We start from the raw sequence: 21,249 nt of genomic DNA, 5'->3' as shown, positions 1-21,249 counted from the left end.
GGGCCTGTCGGGATCGCCGGCGGCGGCCTGCCGTGGTGCGTCCAGATCGAAACCGATAAACACGGACCCGAACTACCGGAGGGTAAGCCGAGGTAGCCTAGCCTGGCCAAGGCGCCTGCCTCGAGAGCAGGTGTCCTCACGGACTCGAGCGTTCAAATCGCTCCCTCGGCGTTTTTCTCGCCACAACCTGCCGAGCGAAGCGCTCCGTCGCTCACGTCAGGAGGAACAGCAGGAGACTGATCGTGACGACCGCAAAGGTGAACATGCCGGCGAGCGCGCCGCCCATCGAGACGACGGCGTTGGCGGTGCTTGCAAGCGTTTCGGTTCGATCCGTCCCGAAGACCGTCACTTTGGCTTTTTCGCTGGCCATCCCGGCCTCGACGGGTTCGAGGTCGTCGAGGGCGTCCCCGACCAGCGTGTCGATCACGTCGATCAATTCGTCGCCTGGAATCTCGTCACCGACCTGGTTTTCAGCTTCGACTGTGTTGACGACGTGGGTGTCCGAGGTCATCACCTCCAGTAGATCAACCTGGTCGACAGTGTCGACGATCGCCTCCCGGAGACCGGGTTCCATGTTGTTGCCGTCGACCAGGACGTAGGCCGTCGTTTGCCCGTCGACTGCCACGACAGCCACACGGACACCGAGCGGGCCGATCCCGTCTTCGGGTTCCCAGGGCGTCTCGTCGTGGGCCGTCCCGAGGCGAAGCGTTCCCTGCTTGGCCGCTTCGAGGCGATCGCCCAGGCGGTCCGCCCCGTGGATCAGGTCGAACGATCGCTCTCCGCCGGGGACGACGTGGCCCAGGTTCTGGCCTTCGAGACCGTTGTTGCAGTTGTGGGCGTCGACGAGCATCACTTCCGAGAGGTGGCCGTTCCGGGCTTCGGCGGCGGCCGAGAGCCCGACAGCGTACTCGATGTCGTCGGCGTACCCGGGCGAGTAGGTGACGGTCGCGAGCGCGTGGTCGCCGAACGCCTGGCCGGTGAGCGTCGCATCACCCTCCTGGAGGCGCTCGCCCGGCGTCGCCGTCTCTGCATACGCGATACGGTCGTGGGCCCGCTCGGCGGCGTCAAGGATCGTCTCGACTTCCCCTTCGGTCACGAGATTGAAGTCGTGTCCGGCCGTGGCGTGGGGCGGGAATCCGAGGCCGTCGGCCTCTTCGGCGATCCGCTTTGGCAGGTTTCCGCCGCCGATCTCACCCATCGGTCCGGGATGGATCATCGGCAGGACGAACCGCGCCTTCTCGTCGCCGTCGGGGCGACGAAACACGAGGACACTTACCGGTACGAGTGCTTCCTCGCCGATCTCCTCGAAGAACTCTTCGAGTTCGTTCGATCCCTCCGCGATGTGTCCGATGAAGCCCTCGAGGAAATCCAGGGCACTGACGCCGAGACTCCGCCGCCAGGGCCAGTCGATCACGACGAGGAACAGCCAGACGGCGATCGCATAGATACCACAGAGAAGCGCCAACACGAGGAAGTCACTCGGGAGAATCACGAGTAACTCGGGTGGGGCCTGTTCGGGTCGCGAGAGGTACGATCTGGCGAGGGGGCCGCCGACTTCCAGGTACCGCATCGTCCCGCTGTAGACGAACAGCAACACGGCAGCGGCGAGGGTCTGGATACTCGCCGGGATCGCCGCGACGGCCAGCCGATGGCGTGAGACGGCCATGACGATCAGCAGTCGGACGGCGAAGATGGCTGCAAGGGAGAAAACCAGGGCGTCGAAGACGAAGATCTGTCCGAGTGGCGTCAGCGCGGCCACGAGACTTGCACTGGTCATGATCGCAATGACGAGCAACTCACAGCCGAGTGCGAGCAGCGACGCCCGGCTCGGCGTCAACTGGCCGCCGATCAACCGATCGACCGGTGGCGTCAGCACCCCGGCCGCGAGCGTCGGCAGTCCGATGTAGAAGATCCCCTGCCAGGCGTCCTCGAGAACGTATCGCGAGTCGAAGGCCGCGACGCCCACGATGGCGGCGATGAGAAGCGCAAAGCCGATGCTGGAGTACCACCGCGGAGCACGGAAGATATATCGCGAGAGGCCGGCGAGATTGCCCTGCGTCGTCGTCATTCCAACTGATGGTTTTCCCGACAGGGGTTAAAAGTACCTGACTGTGTCTCACTCGGGGTCTGAAATATCGGTGTCTCCGTGATGTTACTGGTGGATGCGCCGGTACAGCGCGAATACGTCACCGATGTCGACGCCTTCGTCGCCGTCGAAGTCGTAGGCGTCGGCGTTTTTCTGGACCATCTCGCTGTTGCAGTTGGTCAACAGCGACCGGACATCGCTGACGTCGACGGTGCCATCCCCGTCGACGTCTTCGTGCAGCCCATCTCTATCCAGATCCTGGGATGGTCCCTCGCCGCCGGCCAGCTCACCGGGCGGCGTCCCCTCGCTCTCGCCGGCTTCGTCGTCATCTTGCTCATCCTCGCTCTCGCCGGGCGTGACCGTATCGGTGCCGTCATCGGTTTCGACCGCCGCCTCTCCGGGATCTTCCCAGACTGGAAGGTCGTCGGCTCGCACCCCCTGGCCGAAGTCGATCACTGCGAGGCCGCCGATGTCGACCGTCTGGGCCGCTGCGCCGAGCCAGATCTCGGTCCACCACTCGCCAGGGGCGGCCGAAACGCCGAACTCGATCGGGAAGTAATACCGCTGCCACTCGGTATCCAGTGGCGGTTGGGCCCTGGTCACGTAGTTGTCCGGTGTATTGGCCGACGCCGTCGACTTGTAGGTCACCGAGGCCTCCTCTTCGGGCGTGCGCATGTACGCGATACCGAGGAGGACTTGCCCGCGCTCCAGTTCGCGCTCGCCGATGGACTTGAGGGTGATCTCCCACGGGTTCTCCGGTGGTTCGGTCACCTCGAAGCGGGCCGCCTCCGAGAACGGCACCTCGTCACCGACCGCCAGTGACGACCGCTCGAGGCGGTCGGCGTTGCCGCCGTCGATCTCGTAGGTGTCCCAGACCGTCGCCTCCTCGTTGCCATTGACGAACTGGCCCGCGCTGGGGAGGTTGTATCCCGTGAGATCACTGACGAGCGTCGAGTAGTACGGATCGTCGGTGTCGGTCCACGTCTCGTTTCCGTCATCTGTCCCATCGCCACCGCCATCACCAGTCCCGTCGTCACCGCCACTGCAGTAGCCTCCTTCGCCGGGGACGGCCATCTCGCTGGACGGCGTTCCGTCACAGCCGATGATGGGCCACCCGTCCTCCCATTGGATCGGATCGACGAACAGCTGCCGTGCCGGCGGCCAGCCGTTGTCGACGAACTCCGGTCCCTCGGTGTCGTAAGCGTGATAGACGAACCAGTAGGTGCCGTCGTCGTCGACCGTCACGTCACCGTGGCCTGGCCCGACGAAGCGATCGTTGTCCCCGAGGTGAGTCGGCCCCGCGTTCCACTCGTTACGCTCGAGCATCGGGGTGCCGTTCCGGTCGTGGTATGGTCCGAGGAGGTTCTCCGATCGACCGACCTCGACCTCGTACGTGCTGTCGAACCCATCACAGCAATCGCCGGTGGAGCCAAAGACGTACCAGTAGTCACCCCGCTGGAAGATTGCCGGCCCCTCGTAGGCGCTTCCGGCGATCTGATCGAAGGTCCCGGGCTGGTAGTCCTGCAGGTCCTCGGTGAGTTCCACCACGTTAATGCCAGCAAAGTTAGCCCAAAAGAGGTACGGTGTCCCGTTGTGATAGGCGAAGTACGGGTCGATCGTGTTGCCAGGATAGGGGTGATCCGGGTTGGAGAGGATCTCCCCATGGTCCGTGAATGGGCCATCGGGCGTGTTTGCCGTGGCCACGCCGATTCCTGGCACCTGACTGTCGTCGTCTCCGCGCGGCCAGAGGGCATAGAACAGCACCCACTGGCCGTCGTGGTAGTGGACGTCGGGTGCCCAGATCGACCCATACAGCCAGCCAGGCCGGGAGTTGAACGCTTCGCCTTCGTACGTCCAGTTGACGAGATCCGGCGAGGAGAGAATCGGTACCAACTCCTCGTCGGCGTCGTTGATATAGCTCATGTTCGAGGCGTACGCCCACCATGTCCCGTCGTCCGCACGGTGGATCGTGGGATCCGCGAAGTCCGGGCCGTACAGCGGATTCGAGTAGTACGCTCCGTCGTTGTCAGCTATCACTGACCCGGACGCCCCGAGTATCCCCGTGGTACCGAGCGCCCCAACCCCGATCGATTTGAGTACGTGACGTCGATTCAGCGTGTGCGTGTCATCCCCCGCCGTCATACACCGGCAGACACCGCCTACCTACAAATGGTTTTCCTTATTAAAATTAGAATTACACTAATGGGGTCTGTGACTGAGAGTGCGGCGTGGACGCGGTTCGGACGCAGAACCCTACCCGTTTTGACGCTCGTCGATTGTGGTCGCTGCGACAATGGGGTACTCACTCACAGAGAGCCCGAAAGTTCTCGAAGACTGCCTCGCCCTCCTCGGTGTGGGCGACTTCCGGGTGCCACTGGACGCCGTAGAGATCGCGGTCCGTGTCACTCATCGCCTCGACGCCACAGACGTCGGAGGTCGCGGTTCGCTCGAAGCCGGTCGGGACCTGGGTGACTTCGTCGGCGTGGCTGGCCCAGACGCGCGTTTCGGGTGCAAGCGAGCCGATCAGGGGGTCGGCCTCGTCGAGGATTTCGACGGTCACGTCGGCGTAGCCGCCGTAGTCGCCTTCGCCGACTACCCCGTCGAGTTCGGCCGCCATGATCTGCATGCCGAGACAGATGCCGAGGACCGGGACGTCGAGGTCGAGATACGCCGGGCTGTTGCCGATGCGATCCATCGACGGCCCGCCCGAGAGGACAAGCCCGTCGGCGTCGATGTCACCCGGGGGCGTGGTGTTGTCCACCAGCGAGACGTCAACCCCCAGATCCCGGAGTGCCCGCTGTTCGAGGTGGGTAAATTGGCCGTGGTTGTCGATCACGTCGATGCGAGTCATGCGCGGGGCTAACGGAGAAGTGGATATATATCCCCGGAAACGCGGCCACGGTTTCCGGTCCTATCGATCGCCAAACTGGACTGGCATCGTTCGATGCAATCGGAGCGTGACAGCGCACGTGTCGCCGTTTTCGACACTGATCGATCCACCGTATCCTCGGACGATCCACCGGACGATCCACAGATCCAGTCCCTCGCTGTGCTGGAGGGGTGTTTCGGTACCGGCGATCAGTGTTTGGATTTCCGGGGGCTCGAGGTGGCCATCGACGTCGACGATCCGGATCGATACCCGTCCGGTGTCGGTCCGATCGACGCTGACCGAAACCATCGTGTCGTCACCGCGTGCCCGGACAGTCCGGAGGACGTTTTCGATGGCGATTTCGAGCATCCAGTCGGCTCGGACCCATGCCGTCTCGGGGAGGTCCGTCTTGACGTCGACGTCGTCGTCGTCGGCTCGCGTCGTTTCGACCCCCGCTCTCACACACCCGACCGCGTCGACGGGGTGGCACTGGCGTTCCTCACGCATGACCGCGAGCTCGACCAGCCGAGCCTTCTCGGAGAGTGAGGCGATGTCGTCGACGGCAGTCCGAATCGTGCGTCTCGGTTTCCGGGATGCGTCCGCGTCGCCGTCGAGTTGATCGATCTGCCCGAGGATGATCGTCATGTCATTCCGGAGGTTGTGTCGGAGTACCCGCGAGAGCACCTCGGTGCTCTGGGTAAGCGTCGTCGTCGAGCGATCGAACTCCCGGATCGTCCCGGCCACTGCGCCGCCCGTCCCGCCGAGGGCGATGGAACTCACGAGCAACGTTGCTGTTGATGCCCCCGGATCCGAACCCTGCGCGAGCGCGAAGACCATGAGACACCCGAGCGTGACGATGCCGATCCCCAGTCCGGCGTGAATCGCGATCCGCCAGATCTGGTCGCCCGCCAGGCCGACTCGGCCGAGCCAATAGCCCGAACTCGCCAGTGTGGCTGCCGCGACGATTCCGAGCCCACCGACGACCAGTGCCGGCGGGGTGATTCCATTCACGCTCAGCAGTGGGACGAACAGCCCACACAGCAGGATCCCCGTCCCAGTCACGTAATTTGTTCCCAGTGCCCGTTTCGTGACGGCCATGCTATCGGTATTTTGTGTTCTCGAATTGGCTACTTAGGGATAACCTCTCTATTATCGGACGTGATAATTGTGGTGTAGAGATCGGGGACTGTCTTGCGGGTTGATTCATCGGCCGGACAGTTCAGAATCTTCATTGACACGTTCGGCCGCGGACTCGAAGCCCAACTCCGCGTGCTCTCGACTCCGACGAGCTTCCCGGGCTGCGATCGCTTCCGGATCGGGCGACGCCGGGTCCTCGATACTCGCCCAGGAATCGTGGACCTTCGCGTGACACCACCGACAGAGGTAGATCGTGATCTCGTGGGTCAGTCCGTCCGCATCGACCGGTTCGCTCGGCCCGTTTTGCTGTGCGTTCGCGGATTGATTGCCATCCCCAGCGTACGAGAGATGGTGCTCTTCCAGCAAGGGCCGGTCCTCAGTATGGGCGGATCGTCGCTCTTCGAGCCCACATCGTGCACATTTCCGATCGCGGTTTCGCGCCCGCATGTGTCGACAATCACTCCACTCCCACGGGCCGGCCAGTCCGGACTCTTGGGGGTCACCGACGACGGGACATCGGAAGTCCCGGGCGCTCAACTCGTCGGCGAACTCGGGGTCGACGTCGCCGCGTTCGACGGCGAAGCGACACCGGCCGTCGTCGGTACAGTGATCACAGCGGTCGACGTACGCGTAGGGGTCTTCGACACCGACTGTTGTCCCCGCGTCCGTCTTCTCCATGTGTTCACCTTTGTGCCGAGGGTCAAAACCGCCACGGCCGGTTCCGGGTGGGAAGCGCACTCCGATTGACTATCCCTCGGCGGTATTCGGCCCCCGTCGAACCCCCAACGTTATTCGCCGCCTGTCCGACCATCGGGTATGCGCGTCGTACACGAGCCTGCCGAGGGCGACGGGACTCGAACGCTGGCGAGTGACGTCGAGGTGGCCGAGGGGCTCTGGGCCAAGTTCCGGGGGCTCCGGTTTCGCCGATCGATTCCGGAGCACTACGCGCTTGTGTTCGAGTTCAGTCACCCGGGCCGGCGGGACATCGACATGTTGTTCGTCCGCACGCCGCTTGACGTCCTCTGGCTCGAAGACGAGCGCGTCCGGCAGGTGAAGACTCTCCGCCCCTGGATCGGGTTCGGGCTGGCACGTGCCGATTGCGTCATCGAGTTACCGCCCGACGCGGCCGATGGCGTCGAGGCAGGCGATCGGGTCGTCGTCGTCGAGGGCGAGGACGACTCTACGGGCTAACGTGGCTACCTGTGGGAGTCTGTGTCGTTCCGGGATCAATATCTTCATGAACGTCGAGCACATTTCTCAGGTTACAATGTCGGAACACCCGACGAGCGAGGATAGAGGAAGTCGCCGCAAGGCGACTGGGCGTGAAATTCTCCCCGCGTAGCGAGGACCGAATTTTGCCAGGATTGTTCGGCGAGCACCCGGCGACCGAGCCACTCGAATCGCTCTCGGACGTCGGGCTGCTCGATACGACGCTTCGAGACGGTGAACAGGCACCCGGGGTATCGCTGTCGCCCGCGGAGAAAGCACATATCGCCCGCGAACTCGACGCCGCCGGCATCGACGTGATCGAGGCCGGCAGCGCCGTTACCGGGCCGGGTGAACGCGAGACCATCCGCCGCGTGACGGATCTCGATCTCGACGCGACGGTCACGAGCTTCGCCCGGAACGTCGAGAGTGACGTCGACCTCGCCCTGGAGACGGGCGTGGACGGCGTCCACCTGGTCGTCCCGGCGAGCGACCGCCACATCGAGGACAAGATCGGGACGACCCGCGAGGACGTCATCGCCGACACCGCAGTTCTTGTGGAGTACGCGACTGACCACGACCTCTGGGTCGAGGTGATCGGCGAGGACGGCTCCCGGGCCGATCTCGATTTCCTCGAGGCACTCATGGGCGAGGCCCTCGAGGCCGGCGCGGATCGGGTCTGTTACGCCGACACCGTCGGCCACGCGACGCCCGACCGGACGTTGGACGCCGTCTCGCGGCTGGCCGACCTCGGGCCGACGAGCACCCACACTCACGACGACCTCGGGCTTGCGGTCACCAACGCCCTGGTCTCGCTGGCGGCGGGTGCCGACCTCGTCCACGGGACGATCAACGGCATCGGCGAGCGGGCCGGCAACGTCGCCTTAGAGGAGGTCGCCATCGCCTTAGATCACGGCTACGGCGTCGAGACGATGGACCTCACGCAGGTCCACGACCTCGCCCAGCTCATCGCCAACAAGACCGGCATCCCGCTGGCCCCGAACAAGGCCGTCGTCGGCGAGAACGCCTTCACCCACGAGAGCGGCATCCACACCGACGGCACCCTCAAGGACGAGTCGATGTACGAACCGTACCCACCCGAAAAAGTGGGCCGGGAACGCCGGCTCGCGCTGGGCAAACACGCCGGCCGGGCCGGCGTGGCCGCGGCGCTCGCCGAGCACGACGTCGACGTCACCGACGACGAACTCGACGCCGTCTTCGAGCGCGTCAAGGACCTCGGCGAGCGCGACAAGCGCGTCACCGACGCCGACCTGCTCGCCATCGCCGAGGACGTCCAGGACCGCGAGCGCGAGCGCCGGATCGAACTCGTCGACCTGAACACGGTCGCCGGCAGCGGCACCCCGACCGCGAGCATCCGCCTACTGGTCGACGGCGTCGAACGCACCGAAGCCTCGGTCGGCGACGGCCCCGTCGACGCCGCGATGAACGCCGTCGAGGCCGCTCTCGGTCACGACGTCGACTGGAGTCTCGACTCCTACCACGTCGACGCCATCACCGGCCAGACCGACGCCGTCGTCACCGTCGAGGTCGAGATGTCCCGCGGCGACCGCTCGGTCACGGTCGCCAGAAGCGACGCTGACATCACCCGGGCCTCCGTCGAGGCCATGGTCGAGGCCATCGACCGGTTAGTCGAGACGGAGACCGAGCCCCTCGTCGCTGACGACTAGAGGCCACGACCTTTTTACTTCGGAGGGTTTCCTCGCGAGCCTGCGGCTCGCTGTGGGAACCCTCCTCGCAAAAAGCTCGGCCAAAAACACCTGCTGGCGAAGCCAGCAGTGAAACGGCAGCCTACGGCTGCCGTATGCTCAATTTCCCAGGTTGATTTCGAGTTCGGATACTCCTTTGCGATTTAAAGGGTGAGATACGCAACCACTCCGAATACGAGAGCAAAAGCGAGCAACGGCAGGAGATAGCGCCACAGCACGGCGAAGGGTGCTCTGACCGTTGCGCGTAGCGTATTCCATATCGCTCGGACGAATTCGGCTACGTGTTTCAAATATCCGCGTTGTCCTTTCGGTGGGTCGCCGTCCTCAGCTGGGGAGTCATCAACGAGCGACCCGTCGGGGGCCACGTCGGGACTACTGTCATAGTCGGGCGTCGGCGTCGTTCCCATACTCGAAATCTCTTCGGGGTCGATACTGTCTGGCTGCCCGACTCCACTCGAGATATCATTGATCGATTCACTGCTCATGGGCTCCAAAATAGAGTGACCACAGTTTCGACATTCGTTCGGGTTTTGTGTATGGAGTGTTCCACAGCGCGTGCATGCCCAGCGCATCCTGTGTTTCCGTCCCTCTTTTCGAAGGATAATCACTTTACTCTACTGTATCTTCGGATCTCGGCGCGAAGCGCCGCGATGCCTGCTTCGACGACTCGCCAGCAGCGCCTCTCTGTTTCAAATTCATAGCCGAGACCACCACGTTCATCTCCCGGAGTGGCCTATTTGGGCGATGATGTCCTGGTGGATCCTGTTCGTGGCCGGGCTGTTCGAGATCGCGTGGGCGATCGGCCTCGAGTACTCCGACGGCCTGTCGAAACCGTTGCCGACCCTTGGGACAGCCGTCGCGCTCGTGATCAGCATGGTGTTGCTCGCCCAGGCCGTCAAAGAACTCCCCGTGGGGACGGCCTACGCAGTCTGGACCGGGATCGGGGCCGTCGGGACGGCGTCGCTGGGGATCGTCCTCTTCGACGAACCGGCGACGCTCGCGCGAATCTTCTTCATCGGGACGATCGTCGTCGGCATCGTCGGTCTGCATCTGGTCTCCGGCAGTGCCTGACTTTTCCCGGGCGTCTCTCAATCACTCGCCGGCAGTTCGCCCTCGAGAATCCGTGGCACGGCCGCGAGGCCGTCGATCTCGTACTCGGGTGTGACCGACAGGTTCTCGCCAGCGCGGTGGGGGCGGCGGACGAACGCCGCGTCGATCCCGGCCGCGTGGGCTGCTTCGACGTCGGTCTCGCTGTCGCCGATGTACAGCGCGTCCGTCGTCCCGAGGTCTGCGAGTGCCGCTTCGAGATAGTAGGGCGCGGGTTTCTTGCGCCGGAGGCTCTCGACGGTGGGTTCCCGACCGTAGACTGTCTCGAAGTGCCGGGCAAGATCAAACGCGTCGAGCCCGAAATCGACGGTCGCCTGCTGGTTGGAACTCACGATTCCGGCGGGTCGATCCAGCGCAGCCAGGGCCGTGACGTCGTCGTAGACGCCCTTTTCCCCGCGGCGAATGGCGTCCTGCTGGCGGCGGGACATGTGGCTGTCTCGTTCGTGCCAAAACCGGTCGGGTTCGAGATCGTAGTGCTCACAGACGGCGTCCAGTTTCGGGACGGTGACGCCGATGCTCATCGCCTCGACGTGCTCTTCGGCAGGGTCGGCGACGCCGACGGCTTCGAAGGCGTCGCGGGCAGCGCGCCGGTGGAGGGCCATCTCCGTCAACTCCATCAGCACGCCGTCGTTGTCGAAGACGACGGCCTCGTACATGGGGGAGAGATGAACCGGCAGCATCGAAACCGTTGCGGTTTCGGGCCGGGATCGGGCCAACCACTTACGTTTCGACTTCCAGCCGAAGCGCTTCCGACTCACCAGCTACCGAGACCGACACCACGTCTGCGGGTGGACCTCCTGGATCGAAAGACAGTCGTAGCAACGTTGCGATCGCCGTCATCGCGTCACCGCAGGGCTCATCGGTGGGGGACGTACGGTTGATCCCGACCGAGAACGACACCGCGCCATCGGTCATCTGGGGGTCATTGTTCAAACGGAGTTCGTAACACGTCTGGCGAGCGACCGCACGGACGTATACGAGTCGTTCCCCGTTCTCGAAATCCGTGTCCTCGACGTACGTCTTGGCAGTGGTGTCGCCAAAGTACTTCAGTGCGGCGTCGCGACTACCGAGAAACACCCCGCCGGGTTCGTATCGCCAGTCGTTCAGGTCGACGGTCACCGACTGCTCGCTTACGTCGAATCCCGTCAGCACTGGCGTGTCGGGTCCGTCGTCGCTTTCGGTACCACCGCTGATCTCGCTGTCGTCTTTGGTAGTCCGGACAGGGGGACCATCCGGTCCGATACAGCCACTCACCGTGGCTGAGAGGCTGAGACCTGCGCCAGCGAGAAACTTGCGGCGGTCCATGAGTATGTGTGCATTGTCAGTAATACATAATACCTGTTCTGGTGGTTCAACTGAACACTGTATCGTCAGAACCGAGCGTTGGCTGGCTCTCTGCATTCTGCGTTCAACACAGCCATCCTGGTGTATCGAGCACCACGCTCTTAACGGTGCTCCGACGAGCGAATACCATGATCGAGGACGGAGCCACGGCCCCGGACTTCTCCTTGCCAGGAATCGTCAACGGCCAGCCGGAATATTACAATCTGATGGATTCTCTCCGGGATGGGCGCGCGGCGCTTTTGCTGTGGTATCCGGTCGATTTCGTGCCGACGATCACGCCCGATCTCGTCGCCGCCGGCGAGTGGCTCGACCGGGATGATCTCGTGGTGTGGGCCATTTCTTCGGATAGCCTCTTCGCTCACGAGGAATACGCCGAGACGCGAGATATCGAGATCCCGCTACTGTCGGACCTGCACGCCACGATCGCCGACGCCTACGACATCGTCCACGAGGACTTTCGCGGTCACGCTGGCGTTCCGAAACGGGCGGCCTTCGTCGTCGATCCTGACTGGACGATCCAGTATGCCTGGAACAGTGACGATCTACTCACGGAACCGGCGGAGTCGACACTCGTCGGTGCGGCCGACGCGCTTTCGGCAGTGCTCGAAGCACCGATCGAACTGCCGGCGGTCCCCGAGTGATGTCGCGAGTGCCAGGCCGACTATCGAGCCCTATATAGCCGTCATAGAAAGCTACTCCTCCGACGGGCCACTTCCCCCGGTCAATGACGGGAGAGACCACGAAGCTGGGATTCGTTTGCGTCCAGAACGCGGGCCGCAGCCAGATGTCGACGGCCTTCGCCGAGCGCGAGCGCGACCGTCGGGGACTCGAAGACGAGGTGGAGATCGTCACCGGAGGGACCGATCCAGCCGATTCAGTCCACGACGGAGTCGTCGAGACGATGGCCGAGATCGATATCGATCTCTCGGACCGGGAGCCACGGGAGCTCTCGACCGCGGCGTTGAACGACTGTGACCTCGTGGCGACGATGGGCTGTTCGACGCTGGAACTCGATGCTGACGTCGAGGTTCGCGACTGGGCGCTGGCTGATCCTGACGGCCAAGACCCGGCGCGCGTTCGGGAGATCCGCGACGAGGTCGAGGGACGCGTCACCGCGCTTTTCGAGGAACTGTTCGGGGCTGTCGAGTAGCCGCTTTCTATGGTGGGAGCGGCCGTCGGACCAGTCATCGAAGTGGAAAGATACTCCTCGATGGCGCGTGCCGCTTTCGACAATGCCCTCCAGCGATCGACAGCCCAGTTCGAGCCGGACGCCGATGTCGGGGGCCGACACGACCGACGTTGGCGACGCACTCGAGGAAGGCCTCAAGCGACTCAGACAACTTCCCGTCTTGCTCGCGGTACCGACGCTCGTGACGTTGCTGAGCGTCGGTGATCTGCGGATGGTCCTCGATCGAGGGTCTGGAAGTTCCGCCGGCGTCAAATTCGCCTTTCCGGCACCGATCGGCGACCTGTGGACGTTCGTGGACACCCCCGACCCGGTCACGGGCGGTGTGGCACCGATCGGCGTTGTCGATCCGTCGTCTTCACTGGTCATCGTGGTGTTCGGCTCCGTTCTCTCTTTTCTCCTCTATGGAGTGCTCACCGCCGGCTATCTCGGCAGTATCCAGGCGTTCCGGCGACGTGGTGGGTACGACTTTCTCGCGAACGTCCGTGCGTACGCGCTGACGTACGTCGGGTTGTCGCTGGTGATTTTCGGAGCCGGCTTGGTCGTTTTTGTGCTCGCCTTCGCCGTTCCCCTGATGCTGCTGGTGACGATTCCGCTGATGCTCGCCGTCGGCTACCTGTTCTGGGGTTCCTGGTTCCTCGTTCCAGTCGCGAATCTTGAAGCGATACCCGCTCTGCAGCGGAGCTATCGTCTCGCAGTGTCCGAAAGCGACTACGCTGTCTGGGCACTTGCCCACTTCGTACTCGTCGGCATCCTGTCTCTCGTCGCGACGCCGTTCGTGATGAACTCCTCGGTCGTCGGCGTCGTCCTCGGACTGGCGGTCGTGGTTCCGGTCGGCTTCGTCCTGACAGTCGGCTCACTACGGGTGATCGACGATCTCGCCGACCGATCTGAGCCGAACCAGGAACCCGATGACGCGTTCGAGACGTACTGAGAATCGCGGTGATTCCCCGGTTGCGTCGCTTGTCCGATCGACCCCCTCTCACTCGAACTGCTCGATCACGTCGATGACCTCGTTCCCACACTCGGTCGGTTGGTAGGTCACGTAATTGCCGTCGCGATCGGCCGTCACGAGCCCCGATTCTTTCAGCACTTTGAGGTGATAGGAGAGTTTGGAGTATTCGATATCGAAGAGGGCGACCAGATCACAGACACAGAGCTCCGACTCAGCAAGCAGTCGCATGACCTTCAGACGGCGCTCGTCCGACAGCGCCTCGAAGATCTCCAGGGCCACTTCGAGGTCGCCCCGTTCGAGAACCGATTCCAGGTCGGCCATCGTCTCCGGCGCGACCCGGTAGTCGTTCGATTGGGATGCCATTCGCGTACGTAGGTCCACGGGATCCAGACACAAATCAGTATCTGCGGCGGCAGGACACGACGGATGCCTTCCCGGATGATCGAACTACGAGGACCGGAAGATCCCGACCAGTTGCTCGACGTCCGGAATCTCGCCCTCGGTCTTGATCTCGCCGTCGACGGCGACTGCCGGTGTATGCATCACGCCGCGGTCGATGATCTCCATCTGTGCGTCGACCTTCTCGACGGTTGCCTCGATGCCCCCGTCGATTTGTTCGAGGGCTTGCTTGACGCGCTGTTCCGTTTTCTGGCACCTGGGGCAGCCAGGGCCGATGACTTCGATTTTCATGGTTGTGTCTGGTCCTGTTTTCGGTTGCTTTCGATACGTTACACCAGTAGCAGTCCCCAGAGCAGGCCCGCCGCCGTGGCGGCGACGATCACGAGAGCGAGATAAAATGCCGTCCGCTTCGTGCCGATGGTTTTCCAGATGACGAGCATGTTCGGCAGCGACAGCGACGGACCGGCCAGCAACAGCGCCAGCGCCGGCCCGTCGGCCATCAGCCCTTGCGTGTAGCCAAAGAGCGAGCCGACGATCGGCACTTCCAGCAGCGTCGGCATGTACAGGATCGCGCCGATGACCGAGCCGAGGCCGGCCGAGAGGAGGGTCGTCTCCCCGAAGATTCTCTTCGTGAGCAGGCCGGGCGCGACCTGGTGGGCGACGAACGTCTCGCCACCTCGCGTGATCGTCTCCAGCGGGCCCAACCCCTGGGCGATCGCCGCGATCGCGCCGACGATCCCGATGACGAACGTCCCGGCGAGCAACAGCGGGAAGATCGTCCGCGTGAAGAACCACGTCTCCTGGAGCCACTCCTCGATCACTTCCCGATCGAACTTCGTCCAGAGCAGATAGCCCAACAGGGCGAAAAGCGGCACGAGCAGCGGTGCCTTGACCGCCCACGAGAGCAATCCCGTGGCAGCGATCAGGAGGATCGCGACCTGGCTGCCGAAGAAGCCGGCCGTCACCCACGTCGGCCGACGGTCGGGCACGTGCCCCCCGTCGGTCATCGCCGGCTTCGCGTCTGCGCGCTCGCTGTCCTCACCACTGCCGAAGACAAACGCCATCGTCAACCCGATCGCGGCGGCCATGGTTACCGCGAAAAACGCTCGCGCGCCGCCCAGCGGGAGGCTGAGTGCGCTCGCGGTGAACACGACTGCCAGCACGTTGATCGCCGGCCCCGAGAACAGAAAGGCCGTCGCGGGACCGATCCCCGCCCCCTTCCTGTACAACCCGGCGAACATCGGCAGGATCGTACAGCTACAGACGGCCAGCGCGATACCCGAGACCGATGCGATGGAGTACGCCTGTAGCTTGGGGGCATCACCGCTGAGGTACTTCGTGACGAAATGGTCCGACAACACTGCCGAGATCCCGCCGGCGATGAAGAAGGCTGGCACCAGACACGTGATGACGTGCAACGTCAAATACGACAACGTCTCGTCGATCCCCGCTTGGACCACCTCGACGAGGAGGCCGATCTCCGATGCCATTTCAAACTGTATTAGAATGACTCCGGAATATATGGCTTCCGATTTCAAAGCAAATCAAAACGAAGTCGAACGGTCCCCAAAGGAAGGGCCATCGCAAACGGGATCGACGAGGGTGGGCGTCGGCGGCGAACTCAGAAGTCCATGTCCTCGGAGTCGTCGAAATCGTCGCCAGCCTCGAAGGAGGGGTCCTCGAAGGGGTTCGGATCGGTGTCGGGGCCGATGTCCTCGTCGTCGTCCGGTTCGAACGCCTCGGGGGGTCGACCGGCCTCGTCGATCACTTCGTCGCTCACGACGACCGGGCAGTCCTCCCGAAGGGCAATCGCGATCCCGTCGCTCGGCCGGGCGTCGAAGACCGCGTTCTTGCGGTTGCCCTCGACGTACTGTTCGGCGTCGACCTTCGCATAGAAGGTGCCATCAGAGAGGTCGTCGATCCGGACCCGGTCGATGGCCGCGCCGAATTCGGAGATCATTTCGATCAACAGATCGTGGGTGAGCGGGCGCTCAAACGGTTCGTTCTCGATGGCGAGTTGCATCGACTGGGCCTGATCGCCACTGACGAAGATGGGGACCAATTGCTCGCGGGCACGTAGCAAGACCACAGGTGCCCCCGCACCTTCGTCCCCCACACCGACGCCCACGCCCTCGATGGTCGCTTCGTGTTCCATACCGTCTGGTTGGGAACGCGTTGTGAAAAGTACTCCCCCGGCCGCATTCGTCGCTCGCGACATTGCGAGCGACAGAAGTGTACCGGGAGACTCTCGCTGTTCGTCTCCGACCCCTCGTTCGCTTCGCTCACGAGGACTCCGGCAGGGAGTGAGCGGATTCTCCGAATCCGCGAACGCCGATCGACGCTGTCGATCGGAATTTGAACCACGCCCAGACGTGCTCGCTTCGCTGCGCGCGACTTCTCTACTTCAAATCCAAATCGAGCATTGCTGCTCACGAATTTGTTCGCAGCAAAGTGCTCCGGCAGGGATTTGAACCCTGGTCCTTGCCGTGAGAGGGCAAGATGATTGGCCGGACTACACCACCGGAGCGTACTCTACCGTTGCGATGAAACGGGTTTAACGGTTCCGCTTTCGATCGATTACGCCAGCCGCTCCCACGGCAATCCGGGACTCACTCGTCGTCGGGATCGTCGAACGGTGACCCCGCAGCTGCGGGCTCGTCACCGGGAAGACTCACGATGTTTTCCCGACCGACCCGAAGCTTCGTGATCTCGCCGTCGTCTTCCATCTCGGAGAGTAGCATACTCACTTTGGATTTCGACCACTCGGTCGCCTCGACGATCTTCGTCTGTTTCATCCGGCCACCGTTGTCCTCGAGTAGCTGGCGAACCCGATCGTCGTCACTCAGCAGTGCTGTCTCGCTGACCGCTGGTCCCTCCGATCCGGCTGTCGAAGCAGTTTGGCCGCCCTGAGACTGGCTACCGGAGCCGGCTCCACCGTTGGCATCACCGCCGGTAGCGGGGCTATCTCGTTCACTCACGTCGAAAATGCCGCTTCGCCAGGTCGCGACGACCACGACGAGTGTAATCGCTCCGAGACCGACGAGCATGCCGCCGAGTCCGAGGCCACCGAACGCCCCACCGCTGGCGGCTGTGGTCCCGGTCGCGTCGGTTTCCGGACTCGCGGTCGTCGAGTCCGACGGGTCGGTCGTCGCTGTCCGCTCGTTCGTCGTCCGGTCCGTGAGTGTCGTCTCCGATCCGTCGCTCGTCGTCACGACCCCTGGTTCGGTCGTGGTTTCCGCCGTGGGACGGAAGGCGACCCGCGGCCGCTGATCCGCAAAGGAGTACTCGCCGACCCACTCGACGGAATCTTCGCCGGCCAGTGCTTGGACGGATGTATTCGACGGGAGCGGGTCGACACTGTCGAGGGTGAGCGTCGGCCCGGCGACGATGCGGAGTCGCTGCTCCGACCGGATGGCCAACCCGCCCTCGAAGACATCGCTGACGAGAACGCCATCCGCCTCCTGCTGGGCGAAGTTCGTCCACGTGAACGACATCTCGACGATGCCAAGTTGGTCAAGCGTTCCCATGCGGGCGTCACGTGCAAACCCGGTGGCGTTCATCTGCCGTCCGGTAACGTTCGTGCCGGTCCGGGCGAGTTCGTCACCATAGGCAACGAACTGCCGGTAGAGGTCGGTCTCGTTCTCGCGAAAGTCGGCCGCGTAGGCTTTGAAATTCGTCTCTTCGCTATCGTTCGCCAGGCGCTGGGTGTACTGAAACCGCCATCGGGCCGACTGGTTCTCGTAGACCGTGATCTCGAACAGCGTCCGGTCGAACCGGTCGCTTCCGAGGGCGAACGGGGTCTGCTGGGCCGGGCGGTCACCGCCCAGCGCTGGCCCATCAGATAGACTTACCGATGGGCCGGAACCAACCGCAAGCTGGCCACCTGCTGCGACCATCGGGACTGCCAGACCGACGATCACCAACAAATACCCAACTGTCGCTGCCCGTCTGGACATCTACCTCAAACTGACCCTACGACAGCATAAAAACACTGTGTCTCACCCGGAGACGGGAGCGACGCACGCAACCGGCAACTCTTCGATTCCCGGCGTCTCGACTCCTCTCGTCGGATACGATTCCGGTATTGTCAGCCGTCTAGGTTCTCGGCAAGTACCTCGACCGGGTGGGGTGGATCGTCGCTTGCTTGCTCGTGTTCGCCGATCTGGTGGCGACACGAGGCACCGGGGGCGATGACACGCTCGCCCGAACTGTCCCGGACCTGATCGAGGAGAATGTCGGCCATGGACTGGCTAAGCGAGTAGTGCTCGGCCTCGTAGCCGAACGAACCTGCCATCCCACAGCAGCTACTGTCCAGTGCGTCGACGGTAAACCCGGCCGTTTCGAGGACATTTTCGGTGTAGTGGTCCTTTTTGATGGCCTTCTGGTGGCAATGGCCGTGGTAGGTCAGCGGCCGATCCGCCGCGGTCACGTCGAGGTCGTCGACGAGACCGTGGGTGTCGAGGTATTCGAAGATGCCGTAGGTGTTGTTCGCGACCGTCTCGACGTCCGGACCGGAGAGGAGATCGAGGTAGTCGAGCTGGAACATCACGGCGACCGAGGGCTCGACGCTGACGACGTCCCAGCCGTCCTCGACCCGGGGGGCGAGCGCGTCGACGTTCTCGCGAGCGTGTTCGCCGGCCTTGTCGAGAAAGCCTTTCGAGTTGGCTGCCCGGCCGCTGTCGGTGACATCGTTCGGGACGTCGACGTGGACGCCCGCCGCTTCGAGAACACGCACCGCGGCTTTGCCTGCCTGTGGTCGGTTGTAGTTCGAGAACGAGTCGGGGAACAACAGCACCTTCCGGTCGGCTTCGGCCGCCGAAACCTGGGGCTCGTGACCCGCGAACCAGTCGACGAACGTCTCCCGGTAGAACGTCGGGAAGTCTCGCTCGCGGGCGATTCCGAGTACTTTCTCCTGGATCGCGCGGCGGCCCGGCAGCCGCTGTGCATAGTTCGAGAGGGGCGCGAGGGCACTGCCCAGCGGGAACAGACGGTCGACGTTGGCGAAGATCTTGTCCCGGAGACTCGAGCCGTGTTCCTGGTGATACTGGTGGGTGACTTCCGCCTTGAGCTTGGCCATGTCGACCTCGCTCGGGCAGTCCTTCGCACAGCCTTTACACCCGACACAGAGGTCGAGCACCTCCGTCATGAACTCCTCGTCGGTCACGTCCTCGGGGAGGTCGCCGCTCATGGCCTGCCGGAGCATGTTCGCCCGGCCGCGCGTCGAGGTGATCTCCTCCTCGCTCGCCCGGAACGTCGGACACATCACGCCGCCGGTGGTGTCCTGTGGGCCCCGACAGCCGCCACAGCCGTGACAGAGTTCGACCATGCCCTGCATGCCGTTGTCGTTGTCCCATTCGAGAACGGGATCGAACCCGAGTTCGAAGTCGTACTCCGGACTGAACCGGAGGTTCTCGGTCATATCGTGATCGCCACAGATGTTACCCGGGTTGAGCAGCCAGTCGGGGTCGAAGGCGGTCTTCAGTTCCTCGAAGGTCTCCCAGAGGTCGTCGCCGTACAGCTTGCGGTTGAACTGCGAGCGGGCGCGGCCGTCGCCGTGCTCGCCCGAGACGCTGCCGCCGTACTCGACGACGAGGTCGGTCGCGCCCTCGGCGATGGCCTCGAACTGTTCCATGCCCTCGGTGGTCTTTGTGTTCACCAGCGGCCGGATATGGAGACAGCCTGGGCCCGCGTGCGCGTAGAAGGCCGCGAAGGTGCCGACGTCTTCCAGCAGGTCCTGGAAGTCGGCGACGTACTCGGGGAGGTTCTCCGGCGGGACGGCGGTGTCCTCGATGAAGCTGATGTGTTTCTCGTCGGTCGTCCGACCCAGGAGAATCGGGTTCCCGCTCTTGCGGAGTTTCCAGAAGCGCTTGCGTTCGTCGTCCGCGTGGGCCTCCTGGGCGTGGAAGGCGAAGTGCGGGTCGTCCGTAATCTCGCTTGCCCCCTCGCTCGGATCCAGCTCGCTCTCACCGTCAGGCACTCGATCGGCGATCAGGTCGGCGACCTTCTGTTTGCCCTCCTCGTCGCTGTCGGCGTAGAACTCCACCAGCAACATCGCGCCGGTGCCCTCTGGCACCATTTCGGCGACCAGCGGCCCGAACTCCTCGGTCTTGCCCGCGAGTTCCAGCAGCGTGTCGTCGAGCACTTCGAGCGCGGAGGGGTCGTGTTCGAGGATGATCGAGACGTCCTCCATGGCGTCGATGAGGTCCTCGTACGCCAACAGCGCGATCGATTTCGTTTCGGGCACTGCCTCCAGGGAGACCTCGGCCTCGGTGATGATTGCAAGGGTTCCCTCGCTGCCGGCCAGCAACCGGGCGAGGTTGACCGAGCCGTCCTCGGCCTCCTCGACGAGTCGGTCGAGATTGTATCCCGAGACGTTCCGCTTCAGGTCCGGGAAGACCTCGTCGATGGTGTCGGTCTTTTCGTCCAGGATCCGGGCGACTTCGGCGTGGATCTGTGCTTCGAGATCGCCGTCCGGGTCCGCGCGGTCTTTGAGTTCCGACAGCGTCACTTCGCCGAATTCCGTGACGGTGCCGTCGGCGAGGACGACCTCACAGGATTCGACGTAGGCGTCGGTTTTGCCGTACTTCAGTGAATGTGAGCCGGTCGAGTTGTTGCCGATCGCGCCCGCGACCGCGCTCTTATCGCCGTAGGCAGGGTCGGGCGCGAACTTCAGATCGTGCTCGGCGAAGGCCGCGTTCATATCGCCGATGTAGGTCCCGGCCTGGACGCGTGCCCGGGCAGCGTCAGGATCCGTTTCGAGCACGCTGTCCATGTAGCGGGTGAAATCCAGGACGACGGCCTCGTTGACCGTCTGGCCGGCGAGGCTCGTGCCGCCACCCCGTGGCAGGACCGGGATCTCCCGAGCGGCGCAGTACTCGACGACGCTCGCGACGTCGGCCGTCGACCGCGGGAAGACGACGCCGACCGGAAGTACCTCGTAGGCGCTGGCGTCGGTCGCATACAGTTGTCGGGAGTACTCGTCGAAGCGAACGTCCCCCTCGATGCGTTCCTCCAGGTCACTTACGAGGCCTGGCCGTTGCACGTCGTCGCTGACGTAGTCGTACGTGGCCCGACTGTCGGCGGCCGGATCGATACCGTCCGGCACGCCGGGTCCGACCTGGTTACTGGTTCCCATGATCCTACACTGCGACCCGACCGAGATTAATGTCACGCTCTCTGTTCGACAGCGTTCTCCGGGCAGTGTCTGTTCCAGATGGTCGACCCGGCACAACC

20 protein-coding genes and 2 tRNA genes are annotated in these 21,249 nt (G+C 63.6%); 7 read left to right on the top strand and 15 right to left on the bottom strand.

Annotation, left to right across the window (positions count from 1 at the left end):
* Positions 1–86: 86 nt before the first annotated feature.
* Positions 87–171: transfer RNA gene (locus HBNXHr_RS10665), tRNA-Ser, on the top strand.
* A gap of 40 nt (positions 172–211) precedes the next feature.
* On the opposite strand, the gene HBNXHr_RS10660 is transcribed toward HBNXHr_RS10665, so the two are convergent.
* From HBNXHr_RS10660 to HBNXHr_RS10640, 5 genes are all read right to left on the bottom strand, one after another.
* Positions 212–2,068 (bottom strand): DUF2070 family protein, encoded by a 1,857-nt coding sequence (locus HBNXHr_RS10660; RefSeq protein ID WP_275882106.1) that lies wholly within the window; start codon positions 2,066–2,068, stop codon positions 212–214.
* Positions 2,069–2,152: 84 nt separating this feature from the next.
* Positions 2,153–4,228, bottom strand: coding sequence for a family 43 glycosylhydrolase (locus HBNXHr_RS10655; RefSeq protein ID WP_275882105.1), 2,076 nt, complete (start codon positions 4,226–4,228; stop codon positions 2,153–2,155).
* A gap of 160 nt (positions 4,229–4,388) precedes the next feature.
* Positions 4,389–4,937, bottom strand: a complete 549-nt coding sequence (locus tag HBNXHr_RS10650; RefSeq protein ID WP_275882104.1) for a GMP synthase subunit A — start codon at positions 4,935–4,937, stop codon at positions 4,389–4,391.
* A 60-nt stretch (positions 4,938–4,997) separates the two neighbouring features.
* Positions 4,998–6,053: an ATP-binding protein gene (locus HBNXHr_RS10645; RefSeq protein ID WP_275882103.1), complete on the bottom strand. Its 1,056-nt coding sequence runs from the start codon at positions 6,051–6,053 to the stop codon at positions 4,998–5,000.
* A 105-nt stretch (positions 6,054–6,158) separates the two neighbouring features.
* A complete protein-coding gene (locus tag HBNXHr_RS10640; protein ID WP_275882102.1) occupies positions 6,159–6,770 on the bottom strand; it encodes a hypothetical protein in 612 nt (203 codons plus the stop codon).
* A gap of 138 nt (positions 6,771–6,908) precedes the next feature.
* Here HBNXHr_RS10640 and HBNXHr_RS10635 point away from each other — a divergent pair, with 138 nt between their 5' ends.
* Positions 6,909–7,283 carry a DUF192 domain-containing protein gene (locus HBNXHr_RS10635; protein WP_275882101.1) on the top strand — a complete coding sequence of 125 codons (375 nt, stop codon included), beginning with the start codon at positions 6,909–6,911 and terminating at the stop codon, positions 7,281–7,283.
* A gap of 164 nt (positions 7,284–7,447) precedes the next feature.
* Positions 7,448–8,986, top strand: coding sequence for a (R)-citramalate synthase (locus HBNXHr_RS10630; RefSeq protein WP_275882100.1), 1,539 nt, complete (start codon positions 7,448–7,450; stop codon positions 8,984–8,986).
* Between the two features lie 182 nt (positions 8,987–9,168).
* On the opposite strand, the gene HBNXHr_RS10625 is transcribed toward HBNXHr_RS10630, so the two are convergent.
* A complete protein-coding gene (locus HBNXHr_RS10625; RefSeq protein ID WP_275882099.1) occupies positions 9,169–9,510 on the bottom strand; it encodes a hypothetical protein in 342 nt (113 codons plus the stop codon).
* A 262-nt stretch (positions 9,511–9,772) separates the two neighbouring features.
* Here HBNXHr_RS10625 and HBNXHr_RS10620 point away from each other — a divergent pair, with 262 nt between their 5' ends.
* A complete protein-coding gene (locus HBNXHr_RS10620; RefSeq protein WP_049941459.1) occupies positions 9,773–10,096 on the top strand; it encodes a multidrug efflux SMR transporter in 324 nt (107 codons plus the stop codon).
* Between the two features lie 17 nt (positions 10,097–10,113).
* Here HBNXHr_RS10620 and HBNXHr_RS10615 read toward each other — a convergent pair whose 3' ends face one another.
* Positions 10,114–10,788: an HAD-IA family hydrolase gene (locus HBNXHr_RS10615; protein ID WP_275882098.1), complete on the bottom strand. Its 675-nt coding sequence runs from the start codon at positions 10,786–10,788 to the stop codon at positions 10,114–10,116.
* Positions 10,789–10,852: 64 nt separating this feature from the next.
* Complete coding sequence (locus HBNXHr_RS10610) at positions 10,853–11,437, bottom strand: hypothetical protein (protein WP_275882097.1); 585 nt, start codon at positions 11,435–11,437, stop codon at positions 10,853–10,855.
* Positions 11,438–11,604: 167 nt separating this feature from the next.
* Here HBNXHr_RS10610 and HBNXHr_RS10605 point away from each other — a divergent pair, with 167 nt between their 5' ends.
* From HBNXHr_RS10605 to HBNXHr_RS10595, 3 genes are all read left to right on the top strand, one after another.
* Positions 11,605–12,117 carry a redoxin domain-containing protein gene (locus HBNXHr_RS10605; protein ID WP_275882096.1) on the top strand — a complete coding sequence of 171 codons (513 nt, stop codon included), beginning with the start codon at positions 11,605–11,607 and terminating at the stop codon, positions 12,115–12,117.
* Between the two features lie 83 nt (positions 12,118–12,200).
* Positions 12,201–12,626, top strand: a complete 426-nt coding sequence (locus HBNXHr_RS10600) for a low molecular weight phosphatase family protein (RefSeq protein ID WP_275882095.1) — start codon at positions 12,201–12,203, stop codon at positions 12,624–12,626.
* 82 nt (positions 12,627–12,708) lie between these two features.
* Entirely contained in the window at positions 12,709–13,596 is an 888-nt protein-coding gene (locus tag HBNXHr_RS10595; protein WP_275882094.1) for a hypothetical protein, read from the top strand.
* Positions 13,597–13,644: 48 nt separating this feature from the next.
* On the opposite strand, the gene HBNXHr_RS10590 is transcribed toward HBNXHr_RS10595, so the two are convergent.
* The 7 genes from HBNXHr_RS10590 to HBNXHr_RS10560 all read right to left on the bottom strand — a co-directional run bounded on the left by HBNXHr_RS10590 (position 13,645) and on the right by HBNXHr_RS10560 (position 21,151).
* Positions 13,645–13,980, bottom strand: coding sequence for a metalloregulator ArsR/SmtB family transcription factor (locus tag HBNXHr_RS10590; RefSeq protein ID WP_275882093.1), 336 nt, complete (start codon positions 13,978–13,980; stop codon positions 13,645–13,647).
* Between the two features lie 84 nt (positions 13,981–14,064).
* Positions 14,065–14,307 carry a thioredoxin family protein gene (locus HBNXHr_RS10585; RefSeq protein ID WP_275737181.1) on the bottom strand — a complete coding sequence of 81 codons (243 nt, stop codon included), beginning with the start codon at positions 14,305–14,307 and terminating at the stop codon, positions 14,065–14,067.
* Between the two features lie 38 nt (positions 14,308–14,345).
* Entirely contained in the window at positions 14,346–15,506 is a 1,161-nt protein-coding gene (locus HBNXHr_RS10580) for a permease (protein WP_275882092.1), read from the bottom strand.
* Between the two features lie 131 nt (positions 15,507–15,637).
* Positions 15,638–16,171, bottom strand: a complete 534-nt coding sequence (locus HBNXHr_RS10575; RefSeq protein ID WP_275737179.1) for a bifunctional nuclease family protein — start codon at positions 16,169–16,171, stop codon at positions 15,638–15,640.
* Between the two features lie 297 nt (positions 16,172–16,468).
* Positions 16,469–16,543: transfer RNA gene (locus tag HBNXHr_RS10570), tRNA-Glu, on the bottom strand.
* Positions 16,544–16,625: 82 nt separating this feature from the next.
* Positions 16,626–17,972, bottom strand: coding sequence for a hypothetical protein (locus tag HBNXHr_RS10565; protein ID WP_275882091.1), 1,347 nt, complete (start codon positions 17,970–17,972; stop codon positions 16,626–16,628).
* Positions 17,973–18,103: 131 nt separating this feature from the next.
* Positions 18,104–21,151, bottom strand: a complete 3,048-nt coding sequence (locus HBNXHr_RS10560) for an FAD-binding and (Fe-S)-binding domain-containing protein (protein ID WP_275882090.1) — start codon at positions 21,149–21,151, stop codon at positions 18,104–18,106.
* Positions 21,152–21,249: the final 98 nt, after the last annotated feature.

The organism is Halorhabdus sp. BNX81, assembly GCF_029229925.1.
In the GTDB taxonomy this organism is placed as follows: domain Archaea; phylum Halobacteriota; class Halobacteria; order Halobacteriales; family Haloarculaceae; genus Halorhabdus.
This window is presented reverse-complemented; position numbering and strand designations above follow the sequence as displayed.

Excerpts from the sequence above, each read along its gene's own strand:
- HBNXHr_RS10635 (WP_275882101.1), top strand. The coding sequence starts at position 6,909 with ATGCGCGTCGTACACGAGCCTGCCGAGGGCGACGGGACTCGAACGCTG.
- HBNXHr_RS10650 (WP_275882104.1), bottom strand. The coding sequence starts at position 4,937 with ATGACTCGCATCGACGTGATCGACAACCACGGCCAATTTACCCACCTC.
- HBNXHr_RS10580 (WP_275882092.1), bottom strand. The coding sequence starts at position 15,506 with ATGGCATCGGAGATCGGCCTCCTCGTCGAGGTGGTCCAAGCGGGGATC.
- HBNXHr_RS10600 (WP_275882095.1), top strand. The coding sequence starts at position 12,201 with ATGACGGGAGAGACCACGAAGCTGGGATTCGTTTGCGTCCAGAACGCG.
- HBNXHr_RS10660 (WP_275882106.1), bottom strand. The coding sequence starts at position 2,068 with ATGACGACGACGCAGGGCAATCTCGCCGGCCTCTCGCGATATATCTTC.
- HBNXHr_RS10625 (WP_275882099.1), bottom strand. The coding sequence starts at position 9,510 with ATGAGCAGTGAATCGATCAATGATATCTCGAGTGGAGTCGGGCAGCCA.
- HBNXHr_RS10590 (WP_275882093.1), bottom strand. The coding sequence starts at position 13,980 with ATGGCATCCCAATCGAACGACTACCGGGTCGCGCCGGAGACGATGGCC.
- HBNXHr_RS10615 (WP_275882098.1), bottom strand. The coding sequence starts at position 10,788 with ATGTACGAGGCCGTCGTCTTCGACAACGACGGCGTGCTGATGGAGTTG.
- HBNXHr_RS10605 (WP_275882096.1), top strand. The coding sequence starts at position 11,605 with ATGATCGAGGACGGAGCCACGGCCCCGGACTTCTCCTTGCCAGGAATC.
- HBNXHr_RS10645 (WP_275882103.1), bottom strand. The coding sequence starts at position 6,053 with ATGGCCGTCACGAAACGGGCACTGGGAACAAATTACGTGACTGGGACG.
- HBNXHr_RS10610 (WP_275882097.1), bottom strand. The coding sequence starts at position 11,437 with ATGGACCGCCGCAAGTTTCTCGCTGGCGCAGGTCTCAGCCTCTCAGCC.
- HBNXHr_RS10595 (WP_275882094.1), top strand. The coding sequence starts at position 12,709 with ATGCCCTCCAGCGATCGACAGCCCAGTTCGAGCCGGACGCCGATGTCG.
- HBNXHr_RS10565 (WP_275882091.1), bottom strand. The coding sequence starts at position 17,972 with ATGTCCAGACGGGCAGCGACAGTTGGGTATTTGTTGGTGATCGTCGGT.
- HBNXHr_RS10655 (WP_275882105.1), bottom strand. The coding sequence starts at position 4,228 with ATGACGGCGGGGGATGACACGCACACGCTGAATCGACGTCACGTACTC.
- HBNXHr_RS10560 (WP_275882090.1), bottom strand. The coding sequence starts at position 21,151 with ATGGGAACCAGTAACCAGGTCGGACCCGGCGTGCCGGACGGTATCGAT.
- HBNXHr_RS10585 (WP_275737181.1), bottom strand. The coding sequence starts at position 14,307 with ATGAAAATCGAAGTCATCGGCCCTGGCTGCCCCAGGTGCCAGAAAACG.
- HBNXHr_RS10640 (WP_275882102.1), bottom strand. The coding sequence starts at position 6,770 with ATGGAGAAGACGGACGCGGGGACAACAGTCGGTGTCGAAGACCCCTAC.
- HBNXHr_RS10575 (WP_275737179.1), bottom strand. The coding sequence starts at position 16,171 with ATGGAACACGAAGCGACCATCGAGGGCGTGGGCGTCGGTGTGGGGGAC.
- HBNXHr_RS10620 (WP_049941459.1), top strand. The coding sequence starts at position 9,773 with ATGTCCTGGTGGATCCTGTTCGTGGCCGGGCTGTTCGAGATCGCGTGG.